Annotated in this window: 16 protein-coding genes, 1 tRNA gene and 1 pseudogene; 5 read left to right on the top strand and 13 right to left on the bottom strand. The window is 65.0% G+C overall.

The window, feature by feature from the left end; genetic code table 11:
• Positions 1–27: 27 nt before the first annotated feature.
• The 13 genes and pseudogenes from NDI89_RS06885 to NDI89_RS06825 form a co-directional block, all read right to left on the bottom strand.
• The gene (locus tag NDI89_RS06885; protein WP_277520778.1) at positions 28–1,554 is read right to left on the bottom strand and encodes an NADH-quinone oxidoreductase subunit N; all 1,527 of its coding nucleotides are present in this window, start codon (positions 1,552–1,554) and stop codon (positions 28–30) included.
• Positions 1,554–3,077 (bottom strand): complex I subunit 4 family protein, encoded by a 1,524-nt coding sequence (locus NDI89_RS06880; protein WP_277520777.1) that lies wholly within the window; start codon positions 3,075–3,077, stop codon positions 1,554–1,556. The genes NDI89_RS06885 and NDI89_RS06880 overlap by 1 nt, the downstream gene beginning before the upstream one ends.
• The gene (gene nuoL, locus NDI89_RS06875) at positions 3,074–5,122 is read right to left on the bottom strand and encodes an NADH-quinone oxidoreductase subunit L (RefSeq protein WP_277520776.1); all 2,049 of its coding nucleotides are present in this window, start codon (positions 5,120–5,122) and stop codon (positions 3,074–3,076) included. The genes NDI89_RS06880 and nuoL overlap by 4 nt, the downstream gene beginning before the upstream one ends.
• A gap of 1 nt (position 5,123) precedes the next feature.
• On the bottom strand, positions 5,124–5,429 hold the full coding sequence (gene nuoK / locus NDI89_RS06870) for an NADH-quinone oxidoreductase subunit NuoK (RefSeq protein ID WP_226005706.1): 306 nt from the start codon (positions 5,427–5,429) through the stop codon (positions 5,124–5,126).
• Positions 5,426–5,851: a hypothetical protein gene (locus NDI89_RS06865; RefSeq protein WP_277520774.1), complete on the bottom strand. Its 426-nt coding sequence runs from the start codon at positions 5,849–5,851 to the stop codon at positions 5,426–5,428. Before NDI89_RS06865 ends, nuoK begins: the two co-directional genes overlap by 4 nt.
• Complete coding sequence (locus tag NDI89_RS06860; protein ID WP_277520773.1) at positions 5,848–6,120, bottom strand: NADH-quinone oxidoreductase subunit J; 273 nt, start codon at positions 6,118–6,120, stop codon at positions 5,848–5,850. The genes NDI89_RS06865 and NDI89_RS06860 overlap by 4 nt, the downstream gene beginning before the upstream one ends.
• Positions 6,121–6,159: 39 nt before the next feature.
• Complete coding sequence (locus tag NDI89_RS06855; protein ID WP_006181257.1) at positions 6,160–6,621, bottom strand: NuoI/complex I 23 kDa subunit family protein; 462 nt, start codon at positions 6,619–6,621, stop codon at positions 6,160–6,162.
• Positions 6,618–7,739 carry a complex I subunit 1/NuoH family protein gene (locus NDI89_RS06850; protein ID WP_277520772.1) on the bottom strand — a complete coding sequence of 374 codons (1,122 nt, stop codon included), beginning with the start codon at positions 7,737–7,739 and terminating at the stop codon, positions 6,618–6,620. The genes NDI89_RS06855 and NDI89_RS06850 overlap by 4 nt, the downstream gene beginning before the upstream one ends.
• A gap of 1 nt (position 7,740) precedes the next feature.
• Positions 7,741–9,402 carry an NADH-quinone oxidoreductase subunit D gene (locus NDI89_RS06845; RefSeq protein WP_277520771.1) on the bottom strand — a complete coding sequence of 554 codons (1,662 nt, stop codon included), beginning with the start codon at positions 9,400–9,402 and terminating at the stop codon, positions 7,741–7,743.
• The gene (locus NDI89_RS06840; protein ID WP_277520770.1) at positions 9,399–10,106 is read right to left on the bottom strand and encodes an NADH-quinone oxidoreductase subunit B; all 708 of its coding nucleotides are present in this window, start codon (positions 10,104–10,106) and stop codon (positions 9,399–9,401) included. The genes NDI89_RS06845 and NDI89_RS06840 overlap by 4 nt, the downstream gene beginning before the upstream one ends.
• A complete protein-coding gene (locus NDI89_RS06835; RefSeq protein WP_226005712.1) occupies positions 10,103–10,510 on the bottom strand; it encodes an NADH-quinone oxidoreductase subunit A in 408 nt (135 codons plus the stop codon). The genes NDI89_RS06840 and NDI89_RS06835 overlap by 4 nt, the downstream gene beginning before the upstream one ends.
• A gap of 281 nt (positions 10,511–10,791) precedes the next feature.
• Positions 10,792–11,430 carry an AIR carboxylase family protein gene (locus NDI89_RS06830; RefSeq protein WP_277520769.1) on the bottom strand — a complete coding sequence of 213 codons (639 nt, stop codon included), beginning with the start codon at positions 11,428–11,430 and terminating at the stop codon, positions 10,792–10,794.
• 97 nt (positions 11,431–11,527) lie between these two features.
• Positions 11,528–12,805, bottom strand: a pseudogene (locus NDI89_RS06825) (5-(carboxyamino)imidazole ribonucleotide synthase); the annotation flags it as partial.
• Between the two features lie 150 nt (positions 12,806–12,955).
• On the opposite strand from NDI89_RS06825, the gene NDI89_RS06820 reads away from it, so the two are divergent.
• The 5 genes from NDI89_RS06820 (at position 12,956) to NDI89_RS06800 (ending at position 16,624) form a co-directional block, all read left to right on the top strand.
• Positions 12,956–13,789 carry a DUF4097 family beta strand repeat-containing protein gene (locus tag NDI89_RS06820; RefSeq protein ID WP_277520767.1) on the top strand — a complete coding sequence of 278 codons (834 nt, stop codon included), beginning with the start codon at positions 12,956–12,958 and terminating at the stop codon, positions 13,787–13,789.
• Positions 13,790–13,924: 135 nt separating this feature from the next.
• The gene (gene ribH, locus NDI89_RS06815; protein ID WP_277520766.1) at positions 13,925–14,359 is read left to right on the top strand and encodes a 6,7-dimethyl-8-ribityllumazine synthase; all 435 of its coding nucleotides are present in this window, start codon (positions 13,925–13,927) and stop codon (positions 14,357–14,359) included.
• Positions 14,356–15,501: a pyridoxal phosphate-dependent aminotransferase gene (locus NDI89_RS06810; RefSeq protein ID WP_277520765.1), complete on the top strand. Its 1,146-nt coding sequence runs from the start codon at positions 14,356–14,358 to the stop codon at positions 15,499–15,501. Before ribH ends, NDI89_RS06810 begins: the two co-directional genes overlap by 4 nt.
• 169 nt (positions 15,502–15,670) lie before the next feature.
• Complete coding sequence (locus NDI89_RS06805; protein ID WP_277520764.1) at positions 15,671–16,420, top strand: HNH endonuclease; 750 nt, start codon at positions 15,671–15,673, stop codon at positions 16,418–16,420.
• A 101-nt stretch (positions 16,421–16,521) separates the two neighbouring features.
• Positions 16,522–16,624 (top strand) — tRNA-Gln (locus NDI89_RS06800).
• Positions 16,625–16,994: the final 370 nt, after the last annotated feature.

Here is a 16,994-nt window from a genome sequence, read left to right as displayed (position 1 = left end):
AAAGCTACCGGGTCGCCCGCGGGATCCTCAGACGATGATCGCGGCGGCCGCCTCGGTCGCGGCGTCGGCGATCGGACCGAACGCCGGGAGGATGAGGACCGTTATCACTGCGGCAGCGATGATCGCCGCGTAGAGCCCGGTCGGCTTGGCGAGTTGGTCGCGGTCGGTGACCGGATCCTCGATCCAGAGGGCCTTGACCAGCCGCGAGTAGTAATACAGCGAGAGCGCGCTGTTGACCACGAGCGCGGCGGCGAGAACGAGCAGGATCGCGTTGTCCGCGGCCGCGTCGATGGTGGCGGTGTACAGCAGGTACTTGCTCCAGAACCCGCCGAACAGTGGGATGCCCGCGAGGCTGAACATGAAGACGGCCATCGCGGCGCAGGCGAAGGGCGCCTGCTCGGAGAGGCCGTTGTAGTCCTCGAAGGTTCGGCCGACGCCCCAGTACTCCGCCAGTCCGACGAACAGGAACGCGCCCGTGTTCATGAAGCCGTAGACCAGCAGGTGCATCATGGCCGCGCCCATGACGAGCTCGCCACCGTCCGCTGAGAGGGCCGCCAGCCCGATCAGCACGTAGCCGGCGTGCCCGATCGAGGAGTAGGCGAGCATTCGCTTGACGTTCTCCTGCGTCGCGGCCGCGAAGTTCCCGACCGTCATCGTGACGATCGCCAGGATGACGAACGCCAGCGTCCAGTCGACGCCGATGATGGCGGTCGTCGCCTCGAGCGGGAACGCGGTCGCGAACACGCGGAAGGCGAGCACGAAGCCGGCCGCTTTCGAGGCCGAAGAGAGGAACGCCGAGATCGGCGCGGGCGCGCCCTCGTAGGCCTCGGGGGCCCAGAAGTGGAAGGGCACGCTCGCGGTCTTGAACGCGATCCCGCCGATCAGCATGAGGATGCCGAGTCCGAGGAGGCCGCCCATCTCGCCGGCTCCGCCGAGCCCGTCGGCGATCGCCTCGAGCTGCAGCGAGCCGGTCGCGCCGTAGACCAGCGAGACGCCGTAGACGAAGATCGCCGACGACAGCGCGCCGATCAGGAAGTACTTCAGCCCGGCCTCGACGCTGCCCCGGTTGTCCTTCAGGATCGCCACCAGGGCGTACGAGGGGAGGCTCGTCAGCTCGAGGGCGATGAAGATCGTCACGAGGCTGTTCGAGGCGGCCATCGTCGACATCCCGGTCGCCGCGAGGACGACCAGCGAGTAGTACTCGGCCTGGTAGGTGTGATCCCGCAGGTAGTCGTAGCTCGCGACCGTCACGAGGGCGGTGACGACGGCGATGATGATCATGAAGTACAGGGCCAGTTGGTCGACGATGAACTGGCCGCCCATGATGTCGATGACGCCGTGGTTCTCGATCCCGGTCGCGCCGACGCCGGCGGCGGTGTACCAGACCGCGACGGCGAGCGACGCCAGCGAGCCGACGACGGCGGTGCCGGCGAGCAGCGAGCGGTTCGTCGAACGCGGATTGATGCTATCGAGCAGGAACAACACGAGCGCCGTCCCCGCCAGGATCAGCGCCGGTGCGAGCGCCGTCCAGTCGGGAAGCTCGAGGACCGCCATCAGCGCTCACCTCCGATGATCGGATCGATTGCGTCGGTTATCATGTCGAAGATCAGGTCGGGGGCCACGCCGAGGGCGATGATGAGCCCCAGCAACACGACCATCGACGCGACGTCGTGTACGGGCGCACGGCCCACGTCGTAGTCGGTTTCGAGGCTATACGGTCCGAACACCGTCCGCTGGAGTGCGAAGAGCAGGTAGCCGGCGACGATGACGATGCCGAACATCGCGACCGACGTGAAGAGGGCCGAGTACGCGAGCAACTCGGACCCGAAGGAGCCGAAGAAGATGAAGTACTCGGCGGCGAACCCGCTCATCAGCGGGAGGCCCATGTACCCGAAGGCACCGGCGATGAGGATCCCGACCGCGATCGGCATCCGATCGGCCATCCCGGACATGTCGGTGACCATCCGGGTGTGGGTCGCGTTGTAGATGACGCCGACGGCCATGAACATCAGCCCCGAGATCAGGCCGTGGGAGATCATCTGGAACGTCGCGCCGCCGACCCCGAACTGCGTGGAGGCGACCAGTCCGAGGATGACGTAGCCCATCGACGACACGGACGAGTAGGCGACGATCCGCTTCAGGTCCGTCTGGGCGAGCGCCAGCATCGCACCGTAGATAACGCTGATCACGGCGATCGCCGCGATCGGCACCGCGTAGAGCTCGACCTGGTCCGGGAACATCGTGAAGTTGAATCGGAGCAGGGCGTAGGTCCCCATCTTCAGCAAGACGCCGGCAAGCAGGATCGAGGCCGGCGTCGGGGCCTCGACGTGGGCGTCGGGCAGCCACGTGTGGAAGGGGACGACCGGGACCTTCACCGCGAAGCCGAGGAACATCCCGACGAAGACGACGGACGCGAGCGCCGTCCCGCCGAGACCGAAGAGTCCCTCGGGACCGCCGTTGACCATCGCCGTCGCGATTTCGGGCAGGGCGAAGGACGTCACCGAGTCGCCGAGCCCGAAGACGAGCGCGATGAACGACCCGAACATCACCAGCGACGCCACGTTCGTGTAGACGAAGAACTTGATCGCGGCGTACTTCCGTCGCGGACCGCCCCAGATCCCGATCAGCAGGTACATCGGGATCAGGACCGCCTCCCAGAAGATGAACCACACGAAGAAGTCCAGCGCCGCGAAGACGCCGATCAGGTTCGCCTCGATGAACAGGACGAGCCCGTAGAACTGGGATTCGCGCTCGTCGATGGGCGTCCACGAACTCACGATCGCCAGCGTACAGAGGATCGTCGTCAGGACGACCAGTGGCAGGCTGATACCGTCCAGACCGACGAACCACGAGACCGAGTAGTCGCCGATCTCGAGCCACGCCGTCTGCGATTCGAAGGCTAATTCGCCATCCAGCAAGGCGTTCCCGCTGCCGTCGAAGGCGGTGAACAGCCACAGGCTGATCGCCGCCGGCACGAGGCTGATGGCGAACGCGAGTTTGCCAGCGATGCGATTCGGCGCGACGAACGTGACCAGCGCGCCGAGCAGTGCGACCGCGATGAGCGCTTCTATCATCATGCGAACCACCCTCCGATGTAGCCGAGGACGAGCAGTAAGCCGATGAACCCGCCCACCAACAGCGCCGCGTAGTTAGTCACGATACCCGTCTGAATCCGTTTCAGTCGATCGCTGCCGAACAGGCTGATCGTCGACGTCCCGTTGACGACCCCGTCGATGACGGTCTGATCGAACCGGTCGGCCGCTCGAGCCAGCGGGAGCGTCAGGCCTTCCGCGAGCCAGACCTGGTACTCGTCCTGGTAGTAGTTCCGCCGCAGGAGACCGTACGCCCCGCCGAGTTTCGTCATGTGGCGGTCGGGTTCGGGCACGTTGTACAGCGTGTGCGCCGTGAACGCGCCGGCCAGCGCGAGTCCGAGCGACAGGCCCGCGCTCAGGAGCATGGTGACCGTCTCCGAGCCGACGTAGCTCTCGCCGAAGGCGACCGTCTCACTGTACTCGTGGTAGGTCAGTCCCTCGACGGCACCGTACTCGCCGTCGAGCCAGAACTCGAGGAACGTGATATCGACCCCGAGCACGTGAGCGACGGGAGCCATGTTCACGAGGCCGGTGAGCGCCGCGAGGACGCCGAGCACGATCAGCGGGGCCTTGACGGCCCAGCCGACCGGGTGCGGGTCCTCGGCCGTCTCGGAGCGGGGCTCGCCGTGGAAGGTCAGGAAGACCATCCGGAACGTGTAGACGCCGGTGAAGAAGACGGCGATGAGTCCCATCGCGTAGGCCGCGAGGATGACCGGCTGCTCGAGGCCGACGATCAGCGCGTCGAAGAGGACCTCGTCCTTCGACCAGAAGCCCGAGAAGGGGACGATCCCCGCGAGCGCGAGCGCGCCGGCGAGGAACGTGTAGTAGGTGACGGGCGCTTTGTCTTTGAGGCCGCCCATCTCCCACATGTCCTGTTCGTGGTGCATGAGGATGATGACGGCGCCGGCACCGAGGAACAGGAGCGCCTTGAAGAAGGCGTGGTTCATGAGGTGGAAGACGCCGGCGACGTAGCCGCCGACGCCCAGTCCGAGCATCATGTAGCCGTACTGGCTGATGGTCGAGTACGCCAGCACCTGCTTGACGTCGTCCTTGACGACGCCCATTGTCGCGGCGAAGAGCGCCGTGAACCCGCCGACGAAGGCGATGATCGCCAGCGCGGTCGGGCTCAGCGCGTAATACCCGAACATTCGGGCGACCAGGTAGACCCCAGCTGCGACCATCGTCGCCGCGTGAATGAGCGCGGAGACGGTGGTCGGGCCCTCCATGGCGTCGGGGAGCCAGGTGTGGAAGGGGAACTGCGCGGACTTGCCGAGGACGCCGCCGAGGACGAGCAGTCCGGTGATCGTCACCCAGGTCTGGGCATCGAAGCCGAACAGGGTCGCTTCGTTGTCGATCGCCGTCTCGGCGGCGGTGACGAACGATTCCTCGCCGGCGAAGCCGACCGTGCCGAACGTCGCCGCGATGGCGACGACGCCGATCAGGAAGAAGTAGTCCCCGAAGCGGGTGACGAGGAACGCCTTCTTCGCCGCGGACGGCGCCGACTTCGTGCGGAACCAGAACCCGATCAGCAGGTACGAGCACAGCCCGACGAGCTCGAAGAACATGAACGCCATCAGCAGGTTGTCCGCGAAGACGAACGCGAGCATGCTGAAGGTAAAGAGCCCGAGTTCGGCGTAGTACCGCGGCAACCCGGTCTCGCCTTCGGCGTTCATGTAGCCGAGACTGAAGACGTGAACGAGCAGTGCGACGAGCGAGACGATCACCAGCATGAGCGCCGAGAGCGGATCGATCAGGATGCCGAAACTGAACGCGATCGTCTCGACGCCGGTCGCGCTCTGGGCCGCACCGTTCGTCCACTCGTACAGCGTCGCGTGATGGGTCTTACCGCCTCCGACAGCCACGAACATCACGAGCGAGATCGCGAGCGAGCCCGCCGTCGCGATGATGCCCGGGAGCGCCCCCTTCTTCGGCAGGTGCTCGCCGAAGAGGAGTGCAACCACGAACGCCACGAGCGGGAACACTGCGATCGCCGGTGCGAATCCGAACGGATCTGTTGCTAGTCCTGCCATCTTACCACCTCATCGTCGTCGGAACCGTGACGTCGACGTCACGGAAGTTGCGGTACAACACCAGGATGATCCCGAGTCCGACGGCTACCTCCGCGGCGGCGAGCGCCATCGTGAACAGCGCGAACAACTGCCCCGTGAGGTTGCCGTGATAGAACGAGAACGCGATCAAATTGATATTCGCCGCGTTCAGCATGAGTTCGACGGACATCAGGAACAACAGTGCGTTACGACGCGTCAACACCCCGAAGAGACCGATACAGAACACCGCCATCGACAGCAGCACGTAGTACTGCACGTCGACGGTCATCGAGTCTCACCTCCCGTCTCGGTCGAATCGCCGTCCGACCGCGTCCCACCGTCGGCGACGGCCGGCTCCGGTCCCTCGCTGCTGGTCGAGGCCTCGCCGGCGCTCGAGAGCGCGGAAACGGGTTCGCCGCCCTCCTCGCGTTTCGCGAGGACGAGCGAGGCGTCGAGCGCGGCGTCGAGCGCGACGGCGACGAGGAGGACGGCGGCGAGGAACGGTTCCGTGCCGCCGATCGTCTGGAGTTCGTCGAAGCCGAACAGCGCGTAGCCGAGTTCGGCCGTGATCGAGACGTCCGGGAAGCCGCCCTGTGACATCGGCTCGAACGCCGTGTTCAGGGTGATGAGCGCCATCACCGCGAACAGTCCGACGGCGAGCAGTCCCGGAACGAGGGTCTTGCCGAGTCGGAGTTTCGGTCCGGTCGTCATGCCTGTACCACCTCTTCCGTGCCGGCGTCGTCGCGCTGGGTCAGCATGACGGCGAACGTGATGAGGACGAGGACCCCGCCCACGTAGACGAGGACCTGCATCATGGCGACGAACTCCGCCGCCAGCATCACGTAGTGGACCGCCACGCTGAGCAGCGCCACGCCCAGCAGGAGCGCCGAATGCCACGGGTCCTGCATGAGCACGACACCCACCGCGCTGGCCAGCGTAACGCCGGCGAACAGCGCGAACGCGATCAGCTCGTAGTTCATGTTTGTTGATAGTGCCCGTTTGCGGGACGGGCGGACCCGTTACTGGTAGTCGACCTCTCCCTCTCCCTCACCGACCCACGCGCCCCGGTCGGGTTCGCGGGACGCGAGCGGGTCGATGTCCTTGTACCACGGAACGGCCTTCAGCTGCTCTTTGTTGTAGACGAAGTCGTGTTTCGTGTCCGCGGTGAACTCGAAGTTCTCCGTGAGCAGGATGGCGTCGACAGGGCAGACCTCCTCGCAGAGCCGGCAGTAGATACACTGCCCGATGTGGAGGTTGTACTGTTCGCCCTGTCGTTGATCGTTCGTGACGATCTGGATCGTGTCGTTCGGACAGACGTTCTCGCACTGCCGACACCAGATACACCGCTCCTGACTGAACTTGTGGACGCCGCGAAAGCGCGGCGAGACGTCGGGTGCGGTCTCCGGATACTCCACCGTGAAGGTGGAGCCGTCCAGTGCGTGCTTCATCGTCGTCGCCATCGATTTGAGTATCCCGATCATGTTACTACCCCCACGATTACCGCGGTCAGAATGAGATTGGCGAAGGAGAGGACGAGCAGTCCCTTCCAGCCGATCTCGATGAGTTGGTCGATCCGAACTCGGGGCACCGCCGAGCGCAGCCACTGCGTCGCGAAGAAGACGCCCCAGATCTTGATGATGAACCAGACGATGCCGAGCGCCGCCGGTCCGGGTCCGGCCGGACCGCCGAGGAAGATCGTCGCGATGATCGCACCGCCGAGGAAGATGTGGAGGAACTCCCCGAGGTAAATCAGCACGAAGTAGACCGAGGAGTACTCGGTCTGGTAGCCGGCGACGATCTCGGTCGGTGCCTCCGGCGTGTCGAAGGGGTTGCGGCCGACCTCCGCGAAGTTCGCGACGAGGAACAGGACGAACGCGAAGGGGTTGACCAGCGCGTACCACGAGGGGATCGAAACCCCCGCGATCGTTACCAGCGGCTCCGCCTGAGCCGAAACGATCTCGCCCATCTGCAGCGTCCCGGCGAAGATCACGACCGACATCCCGGTGATGACGAGCGGGATCTCGTAGGCGATGTTCTGTGCCACCGCGCGGAGTCCGCCGAGCATCGAGTACTTGTTCGCCGACGCGTAGCCGGCCATCACCAGGCCGAGGCTCGCGATGCCCGACACCGCGAAGACGTACGCGAGTCCGACTTCGGGGTCGGCGAGGTGGATCCCGCTCCCCATCGGAATGACGGCGAACCCGAGCAGCGCCGACGACGCGACGACGATCGGCGCGAGGTCGTACGCCGGTCGATCCGCGTTTTCGGGGATGACGAGCTCCTTCGACAGGAGCCGCACTGAGTCGGCGATAATGATGAACAGGCCGGCCGGACCGAGTCGGTTGACGGCGATCCGGTCCGTGAAGGCGGCGGTGATCTTCCGTTTGGCCCACGGTCCCGCGACGCCGGTCATCGCGAGCATCAAATTACCGACGATGAAGGCCGCGAGGAAGGTCGCGAGCAGTTCACCGCCGAGTCCGAACCCGTCGAGGCCGGTCAGCTCGCCGATCCGCTCGGGAAGCAAGACCGTGTCCTGCAGCGGCACTGCCGGCAATGCTTGCATCGCGTCGATTCCGCCGGCGACCGTTGCGCCGCTCATACTATCGGTCCACCTCCCCGAGGACGATATCGAGGCTGCCGAGCGACGCGATCAGGTCCGGCACGTACTCCCCTTCGGACATCTCGGGCAGCGCCGAGAGGTTGTGGAAACACGGACTCCGGATCTTGAACCGGCCGGGCTTGTCCGTCCCGTCCGAGCGCATGTAGATCCCGAGTTCGCCCTTCGCGGCCTCGACGCTGCGGTAAATTTCCGTGTCCGCGTCCGGCTTGAGCGTCCGCGGCACGTTGCTCTGAACCGTCCGCTCGTCTTCGGGCCAGTCCTCGAGCAGGTCGACACACTGCTCGATGATCTTCGCGGACTCCTCGACCTCCTGCATCCGCACGAGAACGCGGCTGTAGTTGTCACAGCCGTCCTCGGTGACGACGTCCCACTCGAGGTTGTCGTAGTAGCCGTAGGGGTCGTCGCGGCGGAGGTCGTAGTCGATGCCCGACCCGCGGGCGACGGGGCCGGTACAGCCGTACTGTTTGGCGACCTCGGGCTCGAGGATCCCGGTGTCGTGACACCGGATCTGGAAGATCTCGTTGCCCGTCAGCAGGTCGTTGTACTCGTCGACCTTCGCGGGGAGTCCGTCGAGGAAGTCCCGGGTCTTCTCGAAGAACTCCTCGCGGGGTTCGGGCAGATCCCAGGCGACCCCGCCGAGCCGGAAGTAGTTGAACATGAGGCGCTGGCCGGTGAGGTCCTCGAGGATGTCCTGGACGACCTCGCGGTCGCGCATGCCGTACTGGAAGATGGCGGTGAAGTCGCCGTAGACGTCCAGCGCGAACGTGGCGAGCGCGAGCATGTGCGCGGCGATCCGGCAGAGTTCGGCCCCCATCGTCCGGATGACCTGCGCGTATTCGGGAACCTCGATGTCGGCGAGGTCCTCGGCCGTGCGCGCGTACGCCCACTCGTTGAGCAGGCCGGCGGAGACGTAGTCCCAGCGGTCGGGGTAGGGCATGATCTGGTGGCGGTAGGTCCCCTGCTGGCACATCTGCTCCTCGCAGCGGTGCAGATAGCCGATGTCGGGGTCGACGTCGACGACCGTCTCGCCGTCCAGCACCGTCTCGATGTGGAGCACGCCGTGGGTCGCCGGGTGGTGGGGCCCGATGTTGAGGAACATCGTGTCCGACTCGTCGTCGTGGTGGTCCGGCTGGACCGGGTTGGCGTGTTCGGTCAGGGTCACGAGCTGGGGCTTTTCCTGATCGTAGCCCCGCGAGAGCGGGTGTCCCTGCCAGGTCTCGGGCAGGAGGATCCGTCGCGGATCGGGGTGGCCCTCGTAGTCGATGCCCACGAGGTCGAACGCCTCCCGCTCGTGCCAGTCCGCGGTTCGGAAGACCGGCTCGGCGGTCTGACTGACCGGCTCGTCGGTGGTCGTCGGAACGACGACCGACACCTCCTGCGTCGGATCGGCGTACTTCCGGAGGTGGTAGATCGACTCGTACCGGTCGGCGTACTCCTGTGCGGTGAGATTTGCGAGGTGATCGAACCCCGCCTCGTCGCGCAGGTCCGTGAGGACGTCCTGGACGTCGTCCGGCCGGATGACGAACCCGGGCGCGTTCAGGTGATCGTCGCGTGCGAGCGCGCGATCACCGATCAGCGCCGCGAGTTCGTCTTCGGTCACGTCGACCGGTGGCTGCTGTCCTCGCTCGAGTCCCGTGCTCATGGCGAATCAGCCCAGTTGTATCGCATGACGAGGTCCTCCTCGTCGATGTCGTCCGCGAGCTTCTGGACGAGTTCGTCCTGTGGCAGGTCGCCGAACTCCTCGAGCTCGTACGGTTTGACCACGACGGGCGTGGACTCGCCGTTGCGGATCCGCTCTTGCAGTTTGGCGATGCCGTAGACGAGCGCTTCCGGTCGCGGCGGGCAGCCGGGGACGTGGATGTCGATCGGGATGATCTCCTCGGCACCCTTGACGACGTTGTAGCCCTCCTGGAAGGGGCCGCCGGAGATCGTACACGAGCCCATGCCGACGACGAACTTGGGTTCGGGCATCTGGTCGTAGACCCGCTTCATGCGGGGGCCGAACTTCGAGACGATCGTCCCGGGGACGATCATCACGTCGGCCTGCCGGGGCGAGGCGCGCGGAACGCCGGCCCCGAAGCGGTCGAGGTCGTGTTTGATCGCGTACGTGTGCATCATCTCGATGCTGCAACACGCGATCCCGAACTGGAGCATGAACATGGAGTTGCCCCGCACCCAGTTCATGAACTTGTCGAACTTCGTGAGGATGAACGGGGTCGACCCGAACGCCTCCCGGAGCTTGGAGTTGAAGCGGTCGTCGGCACCCTCACCGATTCGCGAATCCCGGGTGTCGGTCGACGGTGCGGTGCTGTCGTAGATCTGCGTGCGCGGTTGTTCGCTACTCATTGTCTGTCAGTTTCCAGCTGGCGCGGTGTCTGTGCCCACTGTACTGCGCCCGTGCGCCACGCCCACGCGAGTCCGACGAGCAGGATGGCGACGAACAGCAGCATCGGCCCGAGCGCGCGGACCAGCGAGATCTCCGGCGCGGCGAGCGCATCCTGATAGGCGACCGCCCACGGGAACAACAGGACGGTCTCGATATCGAAGACGACGAACAGCAGCGCAACCATGTAGTACTGGATATTGAACCGGATGCGCGTTCCGCCGGTCGGAATCTCGCCACTCTCGTAGGTGGCTCGTTTGCTCGTTTCGGGCACGGTGGGCCGCAGGAGGTACGACACCGTCATCATCCCGAACGGTATCAGCACTCCCACGAGCGCCAGCGCCCCGATGGCGATCCAATCATTCATCTCGGTAACGTTCGAGGCTTCAGACCGCACGCACATAAGGGTTGATTCTTCCTTATTCGGGGAAACACGGGCCGAGACGGGGTTCTGCGGGATGAATCTCTCGTGAATAATCACGTTAAACTATACGTAGCCGTATAGGGGGTGACCGAATCGGTAATACGGTATTACTCGCGATCGAAATCAGACGGTGAGGGGCTGGAGACGATACCCTCTGCGACCCAACGGAGACGATCGATCGAACGGGTTCTCGTCGAGAGTGGCCCCATTCGCTGGCGTTCCGGTTAGCGATCGCGGTCCTGAAACGCCGGTGTCCCGCCGTCGTGCAGCTCTCGCGAGACCGCGCCGACGCCCTCGCGGAGGTCCTCGTGGTAGGCGACCAGCCGCTCGCGGACCTCGTCGTGCTGGCGGGCGAGAATCTGCGCGGCCGACAGCGCCGCGTTGAACGATTTCCCGGCATCGACCGCGACCAGCGGCGCGCCGGTCGGCATGCCGATGACGCTATCGACCGATTTCTCCTGAACCGGGACGCCGATGACCGGCAGTGGATACGCGATCGACGCGGTCATGTTCGGCAGGTCCGCGGACTTCCCTCCCGCACCGGCGATGATCACCTCGAGACCCCGCTCCTCCGCGGTCTCGGCGTACACGGTCATCAGATCCGGCGTTCGATGGGCCGAGGTCACGTAGGTCTCGAACGTGAACTGCTCGTCCGGCGGGTTCTCGTAGTCGGTCTGCTCGGCGAAGCCGAGTTCGTCGACGAAGGCGTCGTAAGCCCCGCGGCGCTTCCCGCCGGTCATCATCGTCTCGAGGTCGGAGTCGCTCCCCATGACGATCCCGACGTCGGGCGTTTCCTCGGCGGGACGATCCTGCGTCGCTTCGTCCCGTAGGCGGTCGATCAGTTCGGTGACGCTGTCGCTCATGTGTGGTGGTGGTCGGGCGATCGACTTGAAACGATAGCAAACGAGACGGACGACGGGTGACCGCGCGGCCGACGCTACGTTGGGAAGGTCACGGCGGTTACGGTCGGAACGTCACGGCGTCCTCGAGTTCGCGCGCACGCTCGAGCAGCTCCTCGACCGACTCGTTCTCCTCGCCCGCCGTGAGCGTCACGTGGCCCATCTTCCGCAGCGGCCGCGCTTGCCGCTTGCCGTACCAGTGGAGGGCCGCGCCGGGGGTCTCGAGGATTTCGTCGATATCCTCCAGCTGTGCAGACTGTTCCTCGTCGACGTCGCCGAGCAGGTTCGTCATCGCGGTCGGCGAGCGCAACTCCGTCGAGCCCAGCGGCCAGCCGAGGACGGCGCGGGCGTGCTGTTCGAACTGGGAACTCCGGGCCCCTTCGATCGTCCAGTGGCCGGAGTTGTGCGGGCGCGGCGCGATTTCGTTGAGCAGGATTTCTCCCTCGCTCTCTCGCGGGCTTCGCCCGCTCGAGTCATCCGGGGCGCTGCGCGCCCCGCTCGTTTCGAAGAGCTCGATGCCGTACACCCCGCGGCCGTCCATCACCTCGAGGACGTCGCGCGCTACCGCGTGAGCCCGCTCGGTAACGGCGTCGCTCGAGCGTGCGGGAACGACGGTCTCCCGGAGGATCTCCTCCTCGTGAATGTTCTCCCCGATCGGGAAGGTCGCGACTTCGTCATCCCCCTTGACGGCGATGACCGACACCTCGCGCTCGAAGTCCACGAACGACTCGACCATCGCGGGGCCGGCGACCGACTCGAGGGCGTCCTCCGCGTCGGCTTTCGACTCGACGGGGACGTTGCCCCGGCCGTCGTAGCCGCCGGTTCGGGCTTTGAGCATCACCGGCGCGCCGTAGTCGTCGATCGCGTCGCGGACGTCGTCCGCGTCCTCGACCGCACGGAACGGCGGCACCGGAACCCCGGCGTCCTCGAGCTCTCGCTTCTGGACGAGTTTGTCGTGAATCGTCTCGAGCGTCGACGGCTTCGGGTGGACGGGTGTTCCAGTGTCCTCGCTCACGCGCTTCATCACCTCCTGATCCGCCAGTTCGATTTCGAACGTGAGGACGTCGGCGCGGGCTGCGAGTTCGCGGATCCCCGCTTCGTCGTCGAATCCGGCGACGATCTGGTCGCGGGCCACGAGCGCCGCGGGGCAGTCAGGCGTCGGATCGAGCACGACTACCTCGACGCCCAGCGGCGCGGCCGCCTCGGCCAGCATCCGTCCGAGCTGTCCCCCGCCGACTACGCCGATCGTCGGTCCCGGCGTCCGTAACGTCGTCATTACGCGGCGGTTCGCGTCGCCCGCGGTTAAGAATTCCCAAACGGCCCGCTCGAGGCGAACGCGCCGTCACGTCTCGATTGATCGGTTCTCTGTCTCTGGATCGAACCGCCGAACCCAGGCGGCGAGCGTTCTCGTATAAATTCGTTGTGCAGAGAAATCGCGCCGGAAACTGGGCGCTATTATATGCATAGGTGGCAACGTATAGACACGAACATGAGATCGAGCATATCGCGGCGTCGGGCGCTCGCCGGGAGCGGTGTGTGCCTGCTCGGATCGCTCGCCGGTTGCCTCGCGACCGGCCGGGGGGAATCGGAGACCGTAACGGAAACGTACGACGCCGACGACGTCGACGCGGTTTCGCTCACGACCGAACACGGGTCGGTCGCCGTCGCGGGAACAGGAAGTGACGCGATCGAGGTTCACGGCCACAAGGCCGCGCCGACCGAGGAGTCCCTGGAATCGATGACGATGGCGACCAGTCGCGACGACGGCCGCCTCGCCGTCGACGCACGACGGGGCGAGGAGCCGCCGTTCCTGTTCGGCCCCGATCCGAAACTGGACTTCGAGGCGACGGTCCCCGACGGAACGCGAGTCGCGCGTGCAGCGACGGTAAACGGGGACATCGACGCCCGCGACGTGACCGGCGAGTTGGACGCGGAGACGACCAACGGGAATATCGACGTCCGGGGCGTCGACGGGGGACTGGTCGCCGAGAACACCAACGGATCGGTTCGGGTGGCCGACGTCGGCGGTGCCGTTCGCGCGGAGACGACCGACGGCGGGATCGACGTCACGCTCGCGGGCGCCGGGGAGGGAGATCTGATCGCCGAAAGCACGAACGGCGACGTTACCGTTCTCGCACCGCCCTCGCTCGACGCGACCGTCAGCGTCTCGACGGCGAACGGTGCGATCTCCGTCGAGGGGTTCGACGGCGCACCCGCCCCGGGCGACGGCTCGCTCGAGATGACGCTCGGCCAGGGGACGCGCAGTATCCGCGTCGAGACGACTAACGGCGGCGTAACCTTTCGAAACGAAGACGAGGCGTAAGACGGCGAACCGACCGGGTGGGGCGTGGGATTCCCGAGACGGTGACTCCCCGATCGGCGGCGTGGGACTCGTCTGGTTCCGGTCGGTTCGCCCGAGAACGGTACCTCTTTTACCTGCCCTCCCCACCCCACGCCTATGACCACGCTCGGACTGGTGGTCGCGGAATTCAACCGACCGATCACCGAGCAGATGGAGCAGGAGGCACTCGAGGCGGCCACAGCCGCGGGTGCCGAGGTGTACGAGACGGTCCGCGTCCCGGGAGTGTACGACGCCCCGCTGGCCGCGGACCGACTCGCGCGCCTCGACGCCGTCGACGCCGTCGCAGTCATCGGAACCGTCATCACCGGTGACACGGACCACGACCAGGTGATCACCGACGCCACCGCTCAGCGGCTCTCCGACGTGAGTCTCGACCGCGACACGCCCGTGACCCTCGGCGTGACCGGGCCCGGCATGTCGGCCGCCGAAGCGCGCGAACGCGTCGAGAACGCGGCGAAAGCCGTCGACGGGGCGCTCAGTCTCGTCGACGAACTACCCGACCCCAGTTCAGCTGCAGGTTCCCACCAATGACGATGGAATTCACCGACCGCGTATCCCGAGTCGAACCGTCCGCAACGCTCGCCATCTCAGCACTCGCCACCGAACTCGAGGCCGAGGGCGCAGACGTCGTCGATCTGAGCGTCGGCGAGCCCGACTTTCCCACGCCCGAGAACATCGTCGAGGCCGGCAAGGACGCGATGGACGCCGGCCACACCGGCTACACGACCTCCGCCGGCATCCTCGACCTGCGCGAGGCGATCGCCGACAAGCTGGCCGACGACGGGCTCGATCACACGTCGGACGAGATCATCGTCACGCCCGGCGCGAAACAGGCCCTCTACGAGATCGTCCAAGCGCTCGTCCAGGACGGCGACGAGGTCGCACTGCTCGACCCCGCGTGGGTCTCCTACGAGGCCATGGTGAAGATGGCCGGCGGCGACCTCACCCGCGTCGACCTTTCCGAGACCGACTTCCAGCTCGAGCCCGCGCTCGACGACCTCGACGCCGCCGTCTCCGACGAGACCGAACTGCTGATCGTCAACTCGCCGTCGAACCCCACCGGTGCCGTCTACTCCGACGCGGCACTGGAGGGCGTCCGCGATCTCGCCGTCGAACACGACGTCACCGTCATCAGCGACGAGATCTACAAGGAGATCACCTACGGCGTCGAACCCACCAGTCTGGGCACGCTCGAGGGGATGGCCGACCGGACCGTTACGGTCAACGGCTTCTCGAAGGCCTACTCGATGACCGGCTGGCGGCTCGGCTACTTCGCCGGCCCCGAGGAACTGATCGATCAGGCCGGCAAGCTCCACAGCCACTCCGTTTCGTCGGCGGTGAACTTCGTCCAGCACGCCGGACTCGAGGCGCTCGAGACCGAGGACGCCGTCACCGAGATGGTCGACGCCTTCGAAGAGCGCCGCGATCTGGTCGTCGACCTGCTCGACGACCACGGCGTCGACGTCGCCGTACCGGAAGGCGCGTTCTACATGATGCTTCCGGTCGATGACGACGATCAGGCGTGGTGCGAGGGCGCGATCGAAGACGCTCACGTCGCGACCGTCCCCGGGAGCGCGTTCGGCACGCCCGGCTACGCGCGGATCTCGTACGCAGCGAGCGAGGAGCGCCTCGAGGAGGGGATCGAGCGACTGGCCGAAGAAGGCTACCTGTAAGCCGGCTTTCGCGGCTCGCGATCGTCTTTCCGCCGACTGCGACTGTTTTCCGTCGATTTCGCGTCGCGGTCAGCACTGGGTTCGTCTCGAGTAGCGGTATTCGGACTCGGGATGAGCTTCCGGAACGAGACGCCTCGAGTTTATATACGATGCCGCGGCCAACGGCCGCATGGACTGCCCGACGTGTGGAAAAACGCTGCGGACGGAGCAGGGCATGCGACAACACCATACGAAGGTCCACGGAGACCCGCTTCCGAATCGTACGTGTCGCGGCTGCGAAACGAATTTCTACGATCCGAAAGCACGGCGTGAATACTGCGACGACTGCAATCCGAACGCTGGCGAGCACAACGGTAACTGGACGGACGCGACGGAAACGTCGGTCTGCAAGTGCTGTGGATCGACGATCACGTTCTATCCGTCTTCGAAGAAGGGTATCTACTGTTCGGAGTGTGTCGAAGCCGCTGACGGATTGCTTCCGGACAATCCGTCGACGAAAGGTGACAGGGTGACGGTGTCCTGCCGCTCGTGCGATTCCGATATCGAGATCCGTCCAGCGCGGCTCGAAGAGCAAGAACGGGGCTTCTTTTGCACCCTCGACTGTTACGGCGACTGGCTCTCGGAGAACGTCGTCGGACCGGATCATCATCAGTGGGAAGGCGGCCCAATCGAGTACGGTCGAACGTGGTGGCGGATTCGACGACAGGCACTCGAGCGGAACGATTACACGTGTCAGCACTGTGGCGCGGGGAAGCCGAAGCTCGGTCGGAATCCGGACGTCCATCACTTGCGACCCGTTCGGTCGTTCGACAGACCCGAGGATGCGCATCGAATGGAGAACGTAATTACGCTCTGCCGGAGCTGTCATCGACGTGCCGAGGAGGGACAGATAGCTGTTTCTCCTGACCGCGAAAAGTAACACTATTGTGGCGGCGTCCGTTATCCAGCGGTAGGAAGTTCCGTGGTAGTGAGCAAATCCGACGGGTTTGCGAACGACACTGGACTTCGACCGAAGTGAGAAGTCCCGTGGTGTAGTGGCCAATCATATGGGCCTTTGGACGTGCCCGGTTTGATCCGTCACGGAAGACAGCCCATGACGGCGGTTCGAATCCGCCCGGGACTATGACAGAAATTTTACCTTTTCGGGGAGAGGGCCCCACGAATGAGGACTCTACACGGCCGATAGTACGTTACCATCATAACAACCCCGCCCGGATACTGATCCCTCCAGCGACTCGCGGATATGATTACTCACTGATTTGGCCATTACATCTGGCGAGTGTATTGATGTACGGCCTCTTATCGAGCAGTTATTGCAAATCGAGCCCACATCCGCCCCATTATTATAAAACTATATTCATATAGTGTGAAGAATCACTTTCGCTTCATCACGGCGGACCAGCCACTAAATGAGGGTATATTATAGGCCAAAGATTTTATATATAATAGTTTCCGAACAGAATACCGATGGTATTCAGAGAGGGGAGGGCGGT

The organism is Natrinema salsiterrestre (assembly GCF_029502005.1).
Taxonomy (GTDB): Archaea; Halobacteriota; Halobacteria; order Halobacteriales; family Natrialbaceae; genus Natrinema; species Natrinema salsiterrestre.
Note: the sequence above shows the minus strand (reverse complement) of the source record. Positions and strands in the feature narration are given on the sequence as shown.